This window comes from Antarctobacter aquimaris (assembly GCF_900184945.1).
Lineage (GTDB): Bacteria > Pseudomonadota > Alphaproteobacteria > Rhodobacterales > Rhodobacteraceae > Maliponia > Maliponia aquimaris.
Map to the genome: position 1 here is coordinate 189286 of NZ_FXYF01000003.1, position 14838 is coordinate 204123.

Here is a 14838-nt window from a genome sequence, read left to right on the forward strand (position 1 = left end):
GCTTGGACCGGCGAGGGACAGGCGATAGGCTTCTCGCGTGGGCCGCCACCCCGGCGGCCCGAACGGAGAGCTTCCCCGCTGATGGCGCGCGTGCTGATCCTGTCCAGCTGGGTGGCCCACGGTCACGTGGGCCTGTCGGCTGCCGCGCCCGCCTTGCAGGCGCTGGGCCACACGGTGACGCAATTGCCCACGGTGATCCTGTCCAACCACCCCGGCTGGCCACATGTCTCGGGCGCACGCGTGCCGCCCGAGCAGTTGCGCGGCATGATCGAGGCGCTGGCGGTGAACGGATGGCTTGCGGCGCAGGACACGCTGCTGACCGGCTACCTGCCCAGTGCTGCCCATGTCGCGCTGGCCTGCGACCTGGCCGACCGGATGGCAGGGCAGGCCCGCATCGTGGTCGACCCGGTATTGGGCGATGCGCCCAAGGGCCTGTACCTGGACCTCGCCGCGGCCGAGGCCCTGCGCACCGAACTGGTGCCGCGGGCCGATGTGCTGACGCCGAACCTCTGGGAACTGGGCTGGCTGACAGGGCATGATGTGACCACGGAGGCCGGAGCGGTGGCGGCGGCGCGGTCGTTGAAGCGGCCGGAGGTGCTGGTCACCTCACCCCCCTTCAGCCCGGACAGCACGGGGGTCCTGCGGGTGACGAATGACGCGACACAGCGCTACATCGTCCCCCGCCACGACGGCGTCCCGCATGGCGTGGGCGATGTGTTTTCCGCCCTCATCGCGGGCGGGCTGGACGTGGCGACGGCGCTGGGCCATCTGTCGACCCTGATCGGCGAGAGCCTGCACGCCCCGCACCTGCGCATCGCCGAAAGCGCGCCGCTCTGGACCCTTGCCACGCCGATTCAACAGGAGACCTGAGCCATGGCTTTCGATTTCATCCTGATGCTGACCGCCAACGACCGCACCATCCCCGACGCCCGCGCGCGGCTGGACGAGGCGCTGGAAGGTGGCGTGCGGCACATCGGCTTCAAGGACGTGGGCCTGCCCATGTCCGAGCTCAAGGCGCTGGCCGCCGCGATCCGCAGTGCCGGGGGGCGGTCCTACCTGGAGGTCGTCAGCCTGGACGCGGACAGCGAGATGGCCTCGGCCCGCGCCGCCGTGGAAATCGACGTGGACTGCCTGCTGGGCGGCACCCGGGCGAAAGAGGTGACCGAGATCACGCGCCACCACCCGGTGCGCTACTACCCCTTTCCGGGCCGCATCACCGGGCATCCCAGCGTGCTGGAGGGACCGGCGTCGGACATCGTCGCCTCGGCCCGCAGCCTTGCGGATTTCGAGCATGTGCATGGGCTGGACCTGCTGGCCTACCGGTTTGACGGCGATGTGCCGGGGCTGATGGCGCAGGTCTGCGCGGCGGTGGGCAAGCCGGTGATCATGGCCGGCAGCATCGACAGCGAGGCGCGCGTGACCACCTGCGCCGAGGCGGGGGCAGCGGGCTTTACCGTGGGCACGGCGGCGCTGGCCGGGGCCTTTCCGGCGGAGAGCGCGGGCTTTGCCGGGCAGGTGCGCTCGATCCTGGCGATCACGGCGCGGGCACGGGCGCTGTCCCCGGCACCCCGGCGGTTGGCGCTGGTGGCGCATGACACGCGCAAGGCGCAGCTGCGCGCCTGGGTCTCGCGCCACCAGGCGGCGCTGGAAGGGCACCGGCTGATCTGCACCGGTGGCACCGGCCGGATGCTGGCCGAACAGCACCCCGGCCTGTCCATCCGTCGCCTGCAACGCGGCGACCGGGGCGGCGACCAGCAGCTTGGCGCGCTGATCGCCACCGGCGAGCTGGACGCGGTGATCTTCTTCGCCGATCCCACGGTGCCGCATGGCGGCGACGTCGACCTTCAGGCGCTGACCCGGCTGGCGATGCTGCACGACACGCCGCTGGCGCTCAGCACCTCGGCGGCGGACATGCTGGCGGCGGCGCTGCTGACCCGCCGCCGGGCGGGCTGATATCTAGGCTTGTCCCCGCGCGCGGTTCTGGGGCACACCGGGGCGCACATGGACGGAGGGACGCATGGTCACGGTCAAGGAACAGTACGAGAGTTATCCCTACCCCGAGCGTGACCCGGCGGACGAAGCCAAGCGCCTGATCACCGGTTCGCCCTCGCACCCGTTCGAGATCGACCATTACCTGTTCGAGGGCAGCCGCGACTGGTCGCAAACCCTGCGGGTGCTGGTGGCGGGCGGCGGCACCGGCGACGCGCTGATCCAGATCGCGCAGCTGATGACCTCGGCCGGGGCGCCTGCCGAGATCACCTACCTGGACCTGTCGACCGCCTCGCGCGAGATCGCCGAGGCGCGGGCCAGGGTGCGCGGGCTGACCAACATCACCTTTGTCACCGGCAGCCTGCTGGACGCGGCGCAATACGGCCCGTTCGACTACATCGACTGCTGCGGCGTGCTGCACCACCTGCCGGACCCGGCGGCGGGCTTTGCCGCGCTGCGGGCGGCGCTGGCGCCGGGCGGCGGCATGGGCTTCATGGTCTACGCGCCCTACGGGCGGTCGGGCATCTATCCCTTGCAGGAGGCATTCGGCGCGCTGTTCGAGGGCATGGCCCCGCAGGCGCGGCTGGCCAAGGCGAAAAAGCTGGTCGCCGGGCTGCACAAGGGCCACCCCTTTGCCGCCAACATCAACGTCAACGACCACCGCACCGGCGACGCGGGTTTCTATGACCTGTTGCTGCACGGGCAGGACACGCCGTATGACATCCCCCGCCTGATGGACACGCTGGCGCAGACCGGGTGGAAGGTGCAGGGCCTGCTGCCGATGGGCCTCTATGACCTGGCGCGGATCACCGACCGGCCCAAGGGCATGGACGACGCGACCGCCATGGCGCTGGCCGAAAAGCTGCGCGGCACGATGAAAAAGCACGCCGGCTACCTCGTGCCCGCCGACGAGACGCGCAAGGTGGCGACCGGATCGAAACTCAGCCTCGTGCCGCGCTCGCCCACCAGCGACATGCGCAAGCCGGCGCAGGCGGTGGCGCAGGGCAAGCCGCTGCCGATCACGCTGAAGGAGGCGGATGTTCAGCTGCGCATCCCGCGCGACTGCGCGCCGCTGATGGCGGCGATCGACAACCGCCGCACCCTCGCCCAGATCCGCGAAGTGACCCGCATGGATCCGCTGCGCTTTGGCGACCTCTGGGGCAAGCTGGAGCGCGAGCTGACCGCCTGGGGGCTGCTGCACTACTCGCGCTTCGGGCTGTAACCGCGATGTGCGGGCGGTTTGCGATCACCTTGCCCAGCGATGCCATGGCGCAGCTGTTCGACGCGGTGCCCGGCAACGACCTGCCCGATGTGCCCAACTACAACGTCTGCCCGACAAACAACGTCCATGTCGTGATGAACGACGGCGCACGGCGGCTGACCGCGATGCGCTGGGGCTTCCTGCCGCACTGGTACAAGGCGCCGATCGGCGGGCCGCTGCTGATCAACGCGCGGGCCGAGACCATCGCCGAGAAACCCGCCTTCAAGGCCGCCTGCCGCGAAAGGCGCTGCCTGATCCCGGCCACCGGCTTTTATGAATGGACCAAGGACGAGGACGACAAGCGCCTGCCGTGGTACATTTTTCCGGCAGGTGAGGGGCCCATGGCCTTTGCCGGGGTCTGGCAGGACTGGGAGCGCGACGGGCAGGCGCTGCGGACCTGTGCCGTGGTGACCTGCGCCGCGAACCAGGCGATGTCGGCCATCCACCACCGGATGCCGGTGATCCTGGCCCGCGACGACTGGTCCAAGTGGCTGGGCGAGGACGGCCACGGTGCGGCGGCGCTGATGCGGGCCGCACCCGAGGACGCGCTGGCCTTTCACCGGGTCGATCCGCGCGTGAACTCGAACCGGGCCAAGGGGCCGGAGCTGATCGCGCCGATCTGAGCGCGGCTCACCCGCTCCGCCTGGCGATCTCCGGCCGGGTTTCCATCAACGCGATGTCCCGGATCAGGCCCGCCCTCGCGTTGCGGTCCGCCGTGTCGCGCAGGCATTCGCGCAGACGGGCCAGGTCGCGCGTCAGCGCCACCGCTTCGGGCACCGCGCCGCTGTCCCTGAGGATACGGGTGAACACCGCCCCGGCGGGATCGTCGCAGGGCGGAAGCGGCTTGCCCGCGCCTTCGAGATTGTCAAAGGCGCCGTCCTGTTCGGCGGCCTTGATGCGGGCGTTGATGAGGTCGATCAGCGGGTGGTCCATGTCCGCCAGATGCCACAACGCGGGGCGATTTCAAAGCGCGTGGTTCGGTCGCAAGGACAGGACGAAGAAACGCTGCGTCAGATACCGGATGCCGCAGCGTCCGATTCCCTTGCGCGGCGCGACAAAGGTTCCCAAACTGCTGCTCAACAATAAAGCGGGGAGGAGAGCCGCCCATGACCTACGCGGGATTGGACGACCGGAATGCAATCGAATCCGAAATGCCATGGGCCGACCGGGACATCCCGAAAACGCTCTGGGGGCAGTTGAGCCGAACGGCAGACAGGTTCCCGAACCGGCCGGCGGTCAGCTACCAGATGTTCTCGGGGCCGGGCGACAAGGCGGTCACCCTGACCTGGGGCGAGTTGCGCGACCAGACCGCGCAGGCGGCCAACCTGTTCCGCAGCCTCAAGGTCCAGGAAACGGACGTCATCGCCTACGTCCTGCCCAACTGCATCGAGACCATCACCACCCTGCTGGGCGGGGCCGTCGCGGGCATCGTCAATCCGATCAACCCGTTGCTGGAGGCCGAACAGATCTCGGCCATCCTGCGCGAGACGGACGCACGGGTCGTGGTCACGCTCAAGGCATTCCCCAAGACCGACCTGGCGCAGAAGATGTCCGAGGCGGTGCGCAATGCGCCGCGCGTGCACACGGTGCTCGAGGTCGACCTGAACCACTACCTGTCCTTCCCCAAGAACCTGATCGTGCCTTTCGTGCGGCCCAAGAACCCGGGCAATCACCACGCCGATGTCAGGAACTTCAACCGCGAAAGGGCGCACCAGCCGAAGACCCTGCAATTCGCCGACAGCAAGGACAACCGCGTCGCCGCCTATTTCCACACCGGCGGCACCACCGGCATGCCCAAGGTCGCGCAGCACACCTATGAGGGGATGCTGTATAACGGCTGGCTGGGCGACACGCTGCTGTTCTCGGAAACCGACAACGTCATGTGCCCCTTGCCGCTGTTCCATGTCTTTGCCTGCCACGTCATCCTGATGGCGGCGGTGTTCTCGGGCGCGCATGTGGTGTTCCCGACGCCGCAGGGCTATCGGGGGCAGGGCGTGATGGGCAACTTCTGGAAACTCTGCGAGCGGTGGAAGATCACCTTTGTCATCACCGTGCCCACGGCCGTTTCGGCGCTGATGCAGCGCAAGGTCGATGCCGACATCTCGTCGATCAAGACCGCCTTTTCCGGTTCCGCCCCGATGCCGCTGGAGCTGTTCAAGCGGTTCGAAAGCGCCTGCGGCGTGACCATCTGCGAAGGCTACGGACTGACCGAGGCGACCTGCCTTGTTTCGGTCAACCCGGTGGATGGCGAAAAGAAGGTCGGCTCGGTCGGCATCTCGTTTCCCTACACCGACATCAAGATCGTCAAGGCGACCAACGAAGGCCCGCTGGAATGCGCGGTGGACGAGATCGGCGAGATCTGCGTGTCGAACCCCGGCGTCTACCTGGGCAACACCTACACCGAGACGGACAAGAACACGGGCCTCTACCACTACGGCACCCACCTGCGCACCGGGGACCTGGGCCGGATCGACGCCGACGGCTACCTGTGGATCACCGGGCGGGCGAAGGACCTGATCATTCGCGGCGGCCACAACATCGACCCGGCCGAGATCGAGGAGGCGCTGCTGGCGCATCCCGCCGTGGCCTTTGCCGGCGCCATCGGCCAGCCCGACCCGCACGCCGGCGAGGTGCCCTGTGCCTTTGTCGAGCTGGTGGACGGCGCGGAGGTGACCGAGGAAGAACTGCTGGAGCACGCCCGCGTCCACATCCACGAACGCGCGGCCTATCCCAAGCACATGACCATCCTGCCCGAGCTGCCCAAGACCGCCGTCGGCAAGGTGTTCAAACCCGACCTGCGCAAGCAGGCGATCACCCGGGTCTACAACCATGCGCTGGAAAAGGCCGGCTGCGCGGCGCGCGTCGTCTCTGTGATCGACGACAAGAGCAAGGGGCTGGTGGCGCAACTGGCCCGCAACGGCGCGACCGAGGACGAGGTGACACAGGTCCTGGGCGTCTACACCCGGCCCTGGGCCTGGGCAAAGTGATCCGGGCGCGGCGGGCGCGACGGTCAACGCGCTTCGAAGCGCGTTGGAAAGGGCTTACTTAAGCCCTTTCCCCCGGGCCGATCCGTAGGCGCGCAAGGCCCTAGGCCGTGTGGGTGACGACCGGGTCGATCGGCGTCCTTGGAAAGCCCGCCGCCTGCTCCAGCCGCCGCGCCACCTGCAACAGACGGGCCTCGCCGCGCGGCGGGCCGATCAGTTGCAGCCCCACCGGCAGGCCGCGCGCATCCCGCCCCACGGGCAGCGACAGCGCGGGCAGGCCGCAGGTGGTGGCGAGGAAGGCAAAGCTGAGCCAGTCGATGTAATCGCGGCTGGCCACGCCGGCGACGCTGGGCGGATACTCGATCTCGACCGGGAGCGGCCCGATGCCGGAGATCGGGCAGGCCAGCACGTCGAACCGGGTCAGAAATCGCTGCATCGTCTCGTACAGGCGCGAGCGATTGCGCTGCGCGTCGGCGATCTGGTCCACGGTCAGTCGGCCGCCTTCGGCGATGTTCTGTTTCAGCGTCGCCTTGTAGGCGTCCGAAACCCGTTTGGGCGTGGCACGGAAGCCGGTCCACATGCCCAGGCCGCGGAAGGTGCGAAAGGTCTCGGACAGACCGGTAACGTCCGGCGTCTCCTCGGTCACGTCCACGTCCGGCGCCTGCATTCGGCGCAGCGCGTCGGCGAGGATCGCGGCCATCTCCGGCTCGACCGGGGCCAGCCCGCCCAGGTCCGGCGAAAAGGCGATGCGGATCGCCCCGGTGTCCGCCCGACAGGTCTCGAGAAACCCGGTTTCCGGGGCGGGAAAGGAGATCGGCGAGGATGCGTCCCATCCCGCCATGGCGTCGAGGAACAGCGCGCAGTCCTCGACCGTGCGGGCCATCGGCCCCTCGACCGAGAACAGGTTGAACCCGTCGTGCCCGTTGCCGCTGATGACCCGGCCCGGCGTGGGGCGCAGCCCGACAATGCCGCAAAAGCTGGCCGGGGTCCGCAGCGACCCGCCGACATCCGATCCGGTGCTGAGCCAGACCTCGCCCGCCGCCAGCCCCGCCGCCGCCCCGCCCGAGGAGCCGGCGGCGTTCATCCGCGTGTCCCAGGGGTTGCGGGTCATGCCGAAGACCGGGTTGAAGGTATTGGCCCCGGCGCCCATTTCGGGTGTGTTGGTCTTGCCGATGACGATGCCGCCCTGCGCCTCGAGCCGCAGCACCAGCGGGTCCGACGCCTCGGGGACAAAATCGGCCAGCGCGGGGCTGCCCCAGGTGGTGCGCACGCCCGCGACCGGGGTCAGATCCTTGACGCCGATGGGCAAGCCCGCCAGCGGGCTGGAGGCGTCCACCGCCTGCGATGCGGCGCGGGCTCGGTCGGCGCAGAGGGTCACCGTGGCGTTGATGGCGGGGCTGGTCTGGGCGATGCGGGCCAGGCTGGCGTCGATCAGCTCGGCCGGGCTGACCTGCCGCCGCCGCAGCAGATCGACCGCCGCGCAAGCGGTCAGACGGCAGAGATCGGGACCGCCAAAGGCGGGGTCAGCAGCCGCCATCGGGTTTTGCGCAGAACATGTCGTAGAGCAGGGCAATCACCCGGCTCGTGTTTTCGTTGGCCAGGCTGTAGTAGATCGTCTTGCCTTCGCGCCGGGTGGTGACCAGCCCCTCTTCGCGCAGGCGGGCCAGCATCTGGCTGACCGCGGCCTGGCGGATGGACAGCAACTCTTCCAACTCGCCCACGGATCTTTCGCCGTTGCCCAGGTGGCACAGGATCATCAGCCGTCCCTCGTGGGCCAGCGTCTTGAGGAACGCGGCGGCGTTCTGCGCATTGGTCGCCATCTCGGCCGGCGGCGGGGTGAACTTGCTGAGGTCTTCCATGGGACTCATTTTGTTTTGACAGCCAGTATAACGCCACCCACCCCGAAAGGCGAGATCATGATTCGACGGCCGGGGCACCCCCCTGGAACGCGTTGCCATCGGCGTAATTGCAGGGCGCGTCCTGCATTTGCAGGTGCAGACCCTCGCCGGTGAAGGGGTGCGCCCGGGCCAGCGCCTCGTCGACCTCGATGCCGAGGCCGGGGGTCTGCGGGGCAGTGACATGGCCGTTCTCGACCCGGATGCTGCCCTTGATCAGCGCGTCGTGGAACGGTGTCTCGATGGTTTCGGCGATCAGCACGTTGGGGATCGCGGCGGCCAGCTGGATGTTCGCGGCCCATTCGACCGGGCCGGCGTAGAGGTGCGGCGCCATCTCGGCGTTGAAGCTTTCGGCCATGGCGGCCAGCTTGCGCATCTCCCAGATGCCGCCGGCGCGGCCAAGTGCCGGTTGCAGGATCCTGGCGCCGCCGGTGCGCAGCAGCGGGGCGAATTCGGCGCGGGTGGTCAGCCGCTCGCCGGTGGCGATGGGGATGCGCACGGCGCGGGCGACCTCGGCGAATTCCAGCAGGTTGTCCGGCGGGATCGGCTCTTCGAACCAGAGCGGGCTGTAGGGTTCCAGCGCCTGGCCCAGCCGGATCGCGCCCGAGGTGGTGAACTGGCCGTGGGTGCCGAACAGCAGGTCCGCGCGGTCGCCCACCGCCTCGCGGATCAGCTGACAGAACCGCACCGACAGGGCGATGTCGCGCATGCCCGGCTGGTGCCCGCCGCGCATGGTGTAGGGGCCGGCCGGGTCGAACTTGACCGCCGTGTAGCCGCGCGCAACGCAATCGGCGGCGGATTCGGCGGCCATCTCGGGCGAGGTCCAGAACGGCCCGATCGGGTGGTGCGGCAGCGGGTAGAGGTAGGTGTAGGCGCGAACACGCTCGTTCATCAGTCCGCCGATCAGCGCCCAGACCGGCCGGTTGCGTGCCTTGCCCAGGATGTCCCAGCAGGCGATTTCCAGCCCGGAAAAGGCGCCCATGACGGTCAGGTCGGGGCGCTGGGTGAAGCCCGAGGAATAGGTGCGCCGGAACATGCGCTCGATGTTCTCGGGGTTTTCGCCTTCGAAATAGCGGGCAAAGACGTCCTCGATGACGGCGCGCATCGCCGTGGGGCCGATCGAGGAAGCATAACATTCGCCCCAGCCGGTGATGCCGTCCGCCGTTGTCAGCTTGACGAGGATCCAATAGCGCCCGCCCCAGCCGGGGGCCGGGGGGGCGGTGACGATGATGTCGAGGTCCTGGAGTTTCAATGCAGTCTCCTGATGGCGAGGGCGGTGGGGGGCGCTGCCCCCCGTCCCGGACGGGGTCCGGGACTCCCCCCGAGGTATTTGTCAAACCAAAGAAGATGGGGCGGGTGTCAGCCCTGGTCGAAGAGGATGACGTTTCGTTTCGCGCCGCCGGTCCTGGTGTCGGCGATGGCCTCGTTGATCCGGTCGAGCGTGAAGCGGCCCGAGACCAGTTCGTCCAGCATCAGGCGGCCCTGCCGGTAGAGGTCGGCCATCCAGGGGATGTCGCGGCGGATCACCACGTCGCCCATCTTGGACCCGATCATCTGCTGGCTCATGAAGGCGGGGATCACCGGTTCGTATTTCGCCGTCGCGCCGGTGGCGGGCATGCCGATCATCACCATCCGGCCACCATAGCCCAGGTACATCATGGCCTGTTCGTAGGCCGGGATCGCGCCGACGGTGACGGCGACGACATCGGTGCCCCGGCCCAGCGCGGCCTGCGCGGCCTTCCACGGCGCGTCCTGTGTCGCCAGCACGCCGTGGGTCGCACCAAAGGACCTGGCGATCTCCAGCTTGGCCTCGCTCATGTCGACGGCGACGATGCGCCGGGCGCCGGCGATGCGGGCGCCCTGGATCGCGTTCAACCCGACGCCGCCGGCGCCGATGACCACCACGTCCTCGCCCGCGCGCAGGCGGCCGGCGTTGACCACCGCGCCGATGCCGGTGATCACGCCGCAAGCCAGCAGGCAGACTGCCTCGGGCGGCATGTCGTCGGGCATGACGACCAGCTGGCTCTGGTCGACCACCACCTTTTCGGCGAAGGCGCCGCAATACATCGCCTGCATGACCGGGGTGCCGTCGGGCCGGGTCAGCACCTGCGGGCGCGGCGTGTTGCCGGTGCAGATCGTCGGTTTGCCGGAGGCGCAGTTGGCGCAGGTGCCGCAGGCGCGGATCAGCGTGACGACAACCCGCTGGCCCATCGCGATGCCCTGGACGCCCGCGCCCAGCGCGGTGACGCGGCCCGCGGCCTCGTGGCCGTAAACGGCGGGCAGGTCGCCGCCCCAGGCGCCCTCGGCATAGGAGATGTCGGAATGGCAGATGGCCACCGCCTCGAGCGTGACCTCGACCTCGCCCGCCTCGGGGGCGCGCAGGTCGATCTCCTCGATCGTCAGCGGTTTTGAGAACGCGGTACAGACCGCGGCGCGGATGCGTGGCAAGGGACCCTCCCGGTTTTGGACGCAGGTTGCGCGGCCAGGTCCGGCGGCTCAAGCCCGAAAGCGACAGGCCTGCGGTTGTTTGTGCGTTTGGCCGTGCGCGTTACGCGGCGGCTGGCTGGCGGGTCGGCCAGAGGGCGAGGGCCAGCGCGGCCAGCGTCAGCAGGCCGGCGACCGCAAAGGGCGCGCCGGGAATTTGTGTTGCGCGGTCCGGCGCGGTGAAGGTGGCAAAGACATTGGACATCAGGAAGGGCGCGATCATCATCGCGACGGCGACGGTGGAGGTCAGCACGCCTTGCAGCGCGCCCTGCTCCTCGGGGCCGACGACGCGGCTCATGACGCCCTGCTGGGCGGGGGCGTAGACCGCGCCGAAGGCGGCGAGCGGCGCGAAGATCAGCGCCAGCGTGCCCGAGGTGACAAGGCTGAGCGCGGCGTAACAGAGAACCGAGACGCCGAGGCCGAAGAGCATCGTGCCGCGTTCGCCCAGGAGGCGCAGGATCACGCCCATCAGCCCGCCCTGCACCAAGGCAAAGGAGACTCCGAAGATGCCCAGCGAAAAGCCGACCATGGCGGGCGACCACGCGAACTGCGCCTGTGTGAAGAAGGACCAGATCGCCGGGTAGACGCCGAAGGCGAGGTTGTAGAGGAAATAGACGATCAGGGCGCGGGTGATGCCGGGCAGGCGGCCCAGCGCGCGGAAGGCGGCGAAGGGGTTCACGCCCTTCCAGGTCACCGGGCGGCGGCGGTCCTTTGGCAGCGTTTCGGGAAAGACGAAGGCACCCAGCAGCGCACCCGCGCCGCAGAGCAGCCCCGCCGCCCAGAACGGCGCGCGGCTGCCCAGCTCGCCCAGGAAGCCGCCCAGCACCGGGCCCAGGACAAAGCCCATGCCGAAGGCGGCGCTGACGATGCCGAAGCGGCGCGCGCGGTCGGCCGGGTCCGAGATGTCGGCCATGGCGGCAGAGGCGGTGGCCTGCGTGGCCGAGGCAAAGCCGCCCACCGCGCGCGCCAGCAGCAGCATCCAGAGGCTGCTGGCCAGCGCCATGACGACGTAGTCCACCACCATGATGCCCAAGGTGCCCAGCAGCACGGCGCGCCGTCCGTAGGCGTCCGACAGCCGCCCGAGGAAGGGGGCAAAGAGGAACTGCATCACCGCGTAGAGTGTGCTGAGCACACCGCCGAACAGCGCGGCCTCCGACAGAGGGCGGCCGGTAACCTCCTGGATCAGGTCGGGCATGACCGGGATGATCAGCCCGATGCCCATCGAATTCAGCGTCACGGTCATGAGCAAAAAAACGATGGGCAGCGGCATCTGCGCTATGCGGGCAGGTCGGCGACGGCCCGGGCAAAGGCGCGCGCCTCGGCCGGGGCCTGGCCCATCTGGGCGACCGGGTCGAACAGCGCCGCGGGCAGGTCCGGGTGGGCGGCAAGGGCGATCTGCGCCAGCGGCGTGCCGGTGGCGCGGGCCTGCTGACACAGTGTCTTGGTCAGCGCCTGCGCCTCGGGACGGGGCATCTGGGCGGCCAGGGCAAAGGACAGCGCCTCGGCCATCAGCAGCCCGCCGGTGGCGTCCAGCGTGGCCTGCATTGCCTCGGCGTCGGGGGTCAGCGTTTCGGCCAGGCTCTGCGTGTGGCTCAGCGCGGCGGAGGCCGACAGCACCAGCTGCGGCAGGCAGAGCCATTCGGTGAACCATGCGGCGCCATCGCGCTGCTGGCGGTGCAGGGCGGCACCCTGCAGCGTGGCGTCCAGCCCCTGCGCGTGGCGCGCCAGCGCCACCACCGCCGAGGGCGCGACCGGGTTCTGTTTCTGCGGCATGGTCGAGGAGGCACCTGAGCCGCCAAGGGTGACCTCGCCGATGCCGGATTGCGTGGCGATCAGCAGGTCTTCGGCCATCTTGCCCGCGGCCAGCGCGGTCTGCGTGAACCACCCCGCGATGCTCAGGATCGGCGTGCGGTCGCTGTGCCAGCTGCGGAGGGGGTCGGTCAGGCCCAGCCGCCGCGCCATGTCGGCGCGCAGGCCCGCCGGGTCAGGCCCCAGCGCCGACGAGGTTCCCGCCGCGCCCGACAGCGATACCAGCAGCGCGCGTCGGCGCAGGTCGGGCAGCGCCTTCAGCGCGTCCAGCAGCGGCCAGCCCCACGAGGCGACCTGTGCGCCAAAGCTGGTGGGCGTGGCGTGCTGGCCGTAGGTGCGGGCGGCCATGGCGGTTTCGGCGTGCTGCGACGCCAGTCGGGCCAGCGCCGTCAGCGTCGCGCGCAGCCGCGCCTCCTGCTGGGCCAGCGCCTGCCGCAGCCGCAGCATCAGCGCGGTGTCCAGGATGTCCTGCGAGGTCGCGCCCCAGTGCAGGTATTGCGCATGTTCCGGCGCCATCATCGCCTCGCGGAAGGCGGCGATGAAGGCGGGGACGGAGACGCCATTCTCGCCCGTCGCCCTGGACAGGCTCACCGGGTCGACCTCGCATTCGAGGCTGGCGCGCTGGATCGCCTCGGCGGCGTCCGCCGGGATCACCCCCTGCGCGCCCTGCGCCTGCGCCAGCGCCGCCTCGACCAGCATCATGGCGCGGATCTCGGCGCTGTCGGCGAACAGGCGCGCGGTGTCGCCGGTGGGGAACAGCCGGTGCAGGTGGACGCTGTCAAACGGGGTGGCGGGCATGGGCGTCAGTCTTTCACGAAGGCGTCGATGGCGCGGGCGAGGGCCCCCGGCATCGAGAAGAAGGGCGAATGGCTGCTGGGCAACTCGGCCACCCGGTCGGGGGCAAAGCGGGCGGCCATCTGCCGCTGGAAGGCGGGCGGGATGGTGCGGTCCTCGGTGCAGAGAATGTAGCTGCGCGGCAGGTCCTGCGATCCGGCGGTCAGCGCCACCGGGACCGAGGAGGCCGCGACCGCCTGCGGGCAGAGATTGGCCAGAGCGAATTCCACCGTGTCGGGCGGGCAGTCGTGGTAGAAGAGGTCACGCGCCATCTGGGGGTCGACGGTAAAGCTGAGGCGGTCCTCGGACACGCGCAGGGCGGGAAGCAGCGGCTGAGACGGCGCCTTCATGCGCATCTGGGCCAGGCTCAGGTCCGGCCAGGGATCGTAGGCGCAGAGGTAGACCAGCCCGGCGATCTGCGTCGGGTCAAGCTCGGCCGCGCGGGTGATCGCGTAGCCGCCCATGGAATGGCCGACCAGCACGGTGGGGCCGTCCAGCGCCTCGACAATGGCCTGCCCGTAAAGGTCCAGCGTGACATCGTTCACCGGCGTGCGGTCCTGCCCGTGCGAGGGCAGGTCCAGCGCGCGCACCTGATGTCCCAGCGCCGCCAGCGCGGGCAGAGTGTCGCGCCAGCACCAGGCGCCATGCGCCGCGCCATGGATCAGCAGCAGGCGCGCCACCGCGTCAGGCCGCGCCCTGCGCCCGCAGGAAGGCGGTCAGGATCTCGGCGTATTCGCGCGGCTGCTCCACGCAGGGCAGGTGGCCGGCGTTGCGGATCAGCCTTTTCTCCGAGCCGGGGACCAGGTCGGCGGTCTCGAACACCAGGTCGGGCGGGGTCGATCCATCTTCGCTGCCGGCAATCGCCAGCGTCGGCAGGCGCAACCCGCTGGTCGAGCTGATGAAATCGGTGCCGGCGATCGCCGCGCCGCAGCCGGTCCAGCCCATCGCCGGAGTGCGCAGGAACATGTTGCGCCAGGCGGGGAACTCGGGGTCGGCCTGGAACGGCTTGGAGAACCAGCGGTCCATCGTCGGGCCGACGACCGCCTCCAGCCCGCCTTCGTTCACCGCCTTGATGCGGTCGGCCCACATGTCGCGGGTGCCGATCTTGGCCCCGGTGTTCGACAGCACCATGGCGCGCACCAGGTCCAGCCGCTTGGCCGCGAGGCCCTGCGCGATCAATCCGCCGATCGACAGGCCGATGAAGATGGAATTGCGAAAGCCGGTGTGCTCCATCAGCCGCTCGGTGTCGGTGATCAGCGCGCCCATGCTGTAGGGGCCCTGCGGGACATCCGACAGCCCGTGCCCGCGCTTGTCAAAGCGCAGGATGCGCAGCCCGGCGGGCAGCAGCGGCAGGATCTTGTCCCAGAGCCGGAAATCGGTGCCCAGCGAGTTGGCGAAGACGACGGGGGTGCCGTCCTCAGGGCCGGTGACGCTGTAGTGCAGGCCAAGCTCGCCGAAATGTGCCATGTGCATGATGTGTCCCTCCGTTGCGGTCGGTTTAGCGCGAAGGGGCAAGAGCAGAAAGGGGGCTTGTCGCCCGCGCGGGGCGGTTCCGTGTCCGGTGGTCGACTCTGTCGCGAGA

General features: G+C 69.7%; 14 protein-coding genes. 5 read left to right on the top strand and 9 right to left on the bottom strand.

All coding sequences use genetic code 11. The features are described from left to right. Positions 1-81 precede the first annotated feature (81 nt). The 4 genes from MAA8898_RS06550 (at position 82) to MAA8898_RS06565 (ending at position 3873) form a co-directional block, all read left to right on the top strand. Complete coding sequence (locus MAA8898_RS06550) at positions 82-870, top strand: pyridoxal kinase (RefSeq protein ID WP_094020194.1); 789 nt, start codon at positions 82-84, stop codon at positions 868-870. Between the two features lie 3 nt (positions 871-873). After that, positions 874-1953 (top strand): methylglyoxal synthase, encoded by a 1080-nt coding sequence (locus MAA8898_RS06555; protein WP_094020195.1) that lies wholly within the window; start codon positions 874-876, stop codon positions 1951-1953. 64 nt (positions 1954-2017) lie between these two features. Then, a complete protein-coding gene (locus MAA8898_RS06560) occupies positions 2018-3211 on the top strand; it encodes a class I SAM-dependent methyltransferase (protein WP_094020196.1) in 1194 nt (397 codons plus the stop codon). Positions 3212-3216: 5 nt separating this feature from the next. Continuing rightward, entirely contained in the window at positions 3217-3873 is a 657-nt protein-coding gene (locus MAA8898_RS06565) for an SOS response-associated peptidase (RefSeq protein WP_094020197.1), read from the top strand. A 7-nt stretch (positions 3874-3880) separates the two neighbouring features. Here the strand turns inward: MAA8898_RS06565 and MAA8898_RS06570 are convergent, their stop codons facing one another. Further along, positions 3881-4183, bottom strand: a complete 303-nt coding sequence (locus MAA8898_RS06570) for a DnaJ family domain-containing protein (protein ID WP_094020198.1) — start codon at positions 4181-4183, stop codon at positions 3881-3883. Between the two features lie 173 nt (positions 4184-4356). On the opposite strand from MAA8898_RS06570, the gene MAA8898_RS06575 reads away from it, so the two are divergent. Beyond that, positions 4357-6237, top strand: coding sequence for an acyl-CoA synthetase (locus MAA8898_RS06575; RefSeq protein WP_094020199.1), 1881 nt, complete (start codon positions 4357-4359; stop codon positions 6235-6237). Between the two features lie 100 nt (positions 6238-6337). On the opposite strand, the gene MAA8898_RS06580 is transcribed toward MAA8898_RS06575, so the two are convergent. The 8 genes from MAA8898_RS06580 to pcaD form a co-directional block, all read right to left on the bottom strand. Beyond that, positions 6338-7771, bottom strand: coding sequence for an amidase (locus MAA8898_RS06580; RefSeq protein WP_094020200.1), 1434 nt, complete (start codon positions 7769-7771; stop codon positions 6338-6340). Then, on the bottom strand, positions 7758-8093 hold the full coding sequence (locus MAA8898_RS06585) for an ArsR/SmtB family transcription factor (RefSeq protein WP_245853261.1): 336 nt from the start codon (positions 8091-8093) through the stop codon (positions 7758-7760). Before MAA8898_RS06585 ends, MAA8898_RS06580 begins: the two co-directional genes overlap by 14 nt. A 55-nt stretch (positions 8094-8148) precedes the next feature. Further along, a complete protein-coding gene (locus MAA8898_RS06590) occupies positions 8149-9381 on the bottom strand; it encodes a mandelate racemase/muconate lactonizing enzyme family protein (RefSeq protein WP_094020201.1) in 1233 nt (410 codons plus the stop codon). Between the two features lie 107 nt (positions 9382-9488). Then, positions 9489-10577 (bottom strand): zinc-binding dehydrogenase, encoded by a 1089-nt coding sequence (locus MAA8898_RS06595; RefSeq protein WP_094020202.1) that lies wholly within the window; start codon positions 10575-10577, stop codon positions 9489-9491. 100 nt (positions 10578-10677) lie between these two features. Continuing rightward, positions 10678-11856 carry a TCR/Tet family MFS transporter gene (locus MAA8898_RS06600; protein WP_245853262.1) on the bottom strand — a complete coding sequence of 393 codons (1179 nt, stop codon included), beginning with the start codon at positions 11854-11856 and terminating at the stop codon, positions 10678-10680. Positions 11857-11888: 32 nt separating this feature from the next. Then, positions 11889-13220, bottom strand: a complete 1332-nt coding sequence (locus tag MAA8898_RS06605; protein ID WP_094020204.1) for a lyase family protein — start codon at positions 13218-13220, stop codon at positions 11889-11891. A 5-nt stretch (positions 13221-13225) separates the two neighbouring features. Further along, on the bottom strand, positions 13226-13936 hold the full coding sequence (locus MAA8898_RS06610; RefSeq protein ID WP_094020205.1) for an alpha/beta fold hydrolase: 711 nt from the start codon (positions 13934-13936) through the stop codon (positions 13226-13228). A 4-nt stretch (positions 13937-13940) separates the two neighbouring features. Beyond that, positions 13941-14729 carry a 3-oxoadipate enol-lactonase gene (gene pcaD / locus MAA8898_RS06615; RefSeq protein WP_094020206.1) on the bottom strand — a complete coding sequence of 263 codons (789 nt, stop codon included), beginning with the start codon at positions 14727-14729 and terminating at the stop codon, positions 13941-13943. Between the last annotated feature and the right edge of the window lie 109 nt (positions 14730-14838).

Bases quoted from the DNA above. Each gene is read 5' to 3' on its own strand.
- MAA8898_RS06565 (WP_094020197.1), top strand. From the start codon at position 3,217: ATGTGCGGGCGGTTTGCGATCACCTTGCCCAGCGATGCCATGGCGCAG.
- MAA8898_RS06555 (WP_094020195.1), top strand. From the start codon at position 874: ATGGCTTTCGATTTCATCCTGATGCTGACCGCCAACGACCGCACCATC.
- MAA8898_RS06550 (WP_094020194.1), top strand. From the start codon at position 82: ATGGCGCGCGTGCTGATCCTGTCCAGCTGGGTGGCCCACGGTCACGTG.
- MAA8898_RS06585 (WP_245853261.1), bottom strand. From the start codon at position 8,093: ATGGAAGACCTCAGCAAGTTCACCCCGCCGCCGGCCGAGATGGCGACC.
- MAA8898_RS06575 (WP_094020199.1), top strand. From the start codon at position 4,357: ATGACCTACGCGGGATTGGACGACCGGAATGCAATCGAATCCGAAATG.
- MAA8898_RS06570 (WP_094020198.1), bottom strand. From the start codon at position 4,183: ATGGACCACCCGCTGATCGACCTCATCAACGCCCGCATCAAGGCCGCC.
- MAA8898_RS06600 (WP_245853262.1), bottom strand. From the start codon at position 11,856: ATGACCGTGACGCTGAATTCGATGGGCATCGGGCTGATCATCCCGGTC.
- MAA8898_RS06580 (WP_094020200.1), bottom strand. From the start codon at position 7,771: ATGGCGGCTGCTGACCCCGCCTTTGGCGGTCCCGATCTCTGCCGTCTG.
- MAA8898_RS06560 (WP_094020196.1), top strand. From the start codon at position 2,018: ATGGTCACGGTCAAGGAACAGTACGAGAGTTATCCCTACCCCGAGCGT.
- MAA8898_RS06605 (WP_094020204.1), bottom strand. From the start codon at position 13,220: ATGCCCGCCACCCCGTTTGACAGCGTCCACCTGCACCGGCTGTTCCCC.
- pcaD (WP_094020206.1), bottom strand. From the start codon at position 14,729: ATGCACATGGCACATTTCGGCGAGCTTGGCCTGCACTACAGCGTCACC.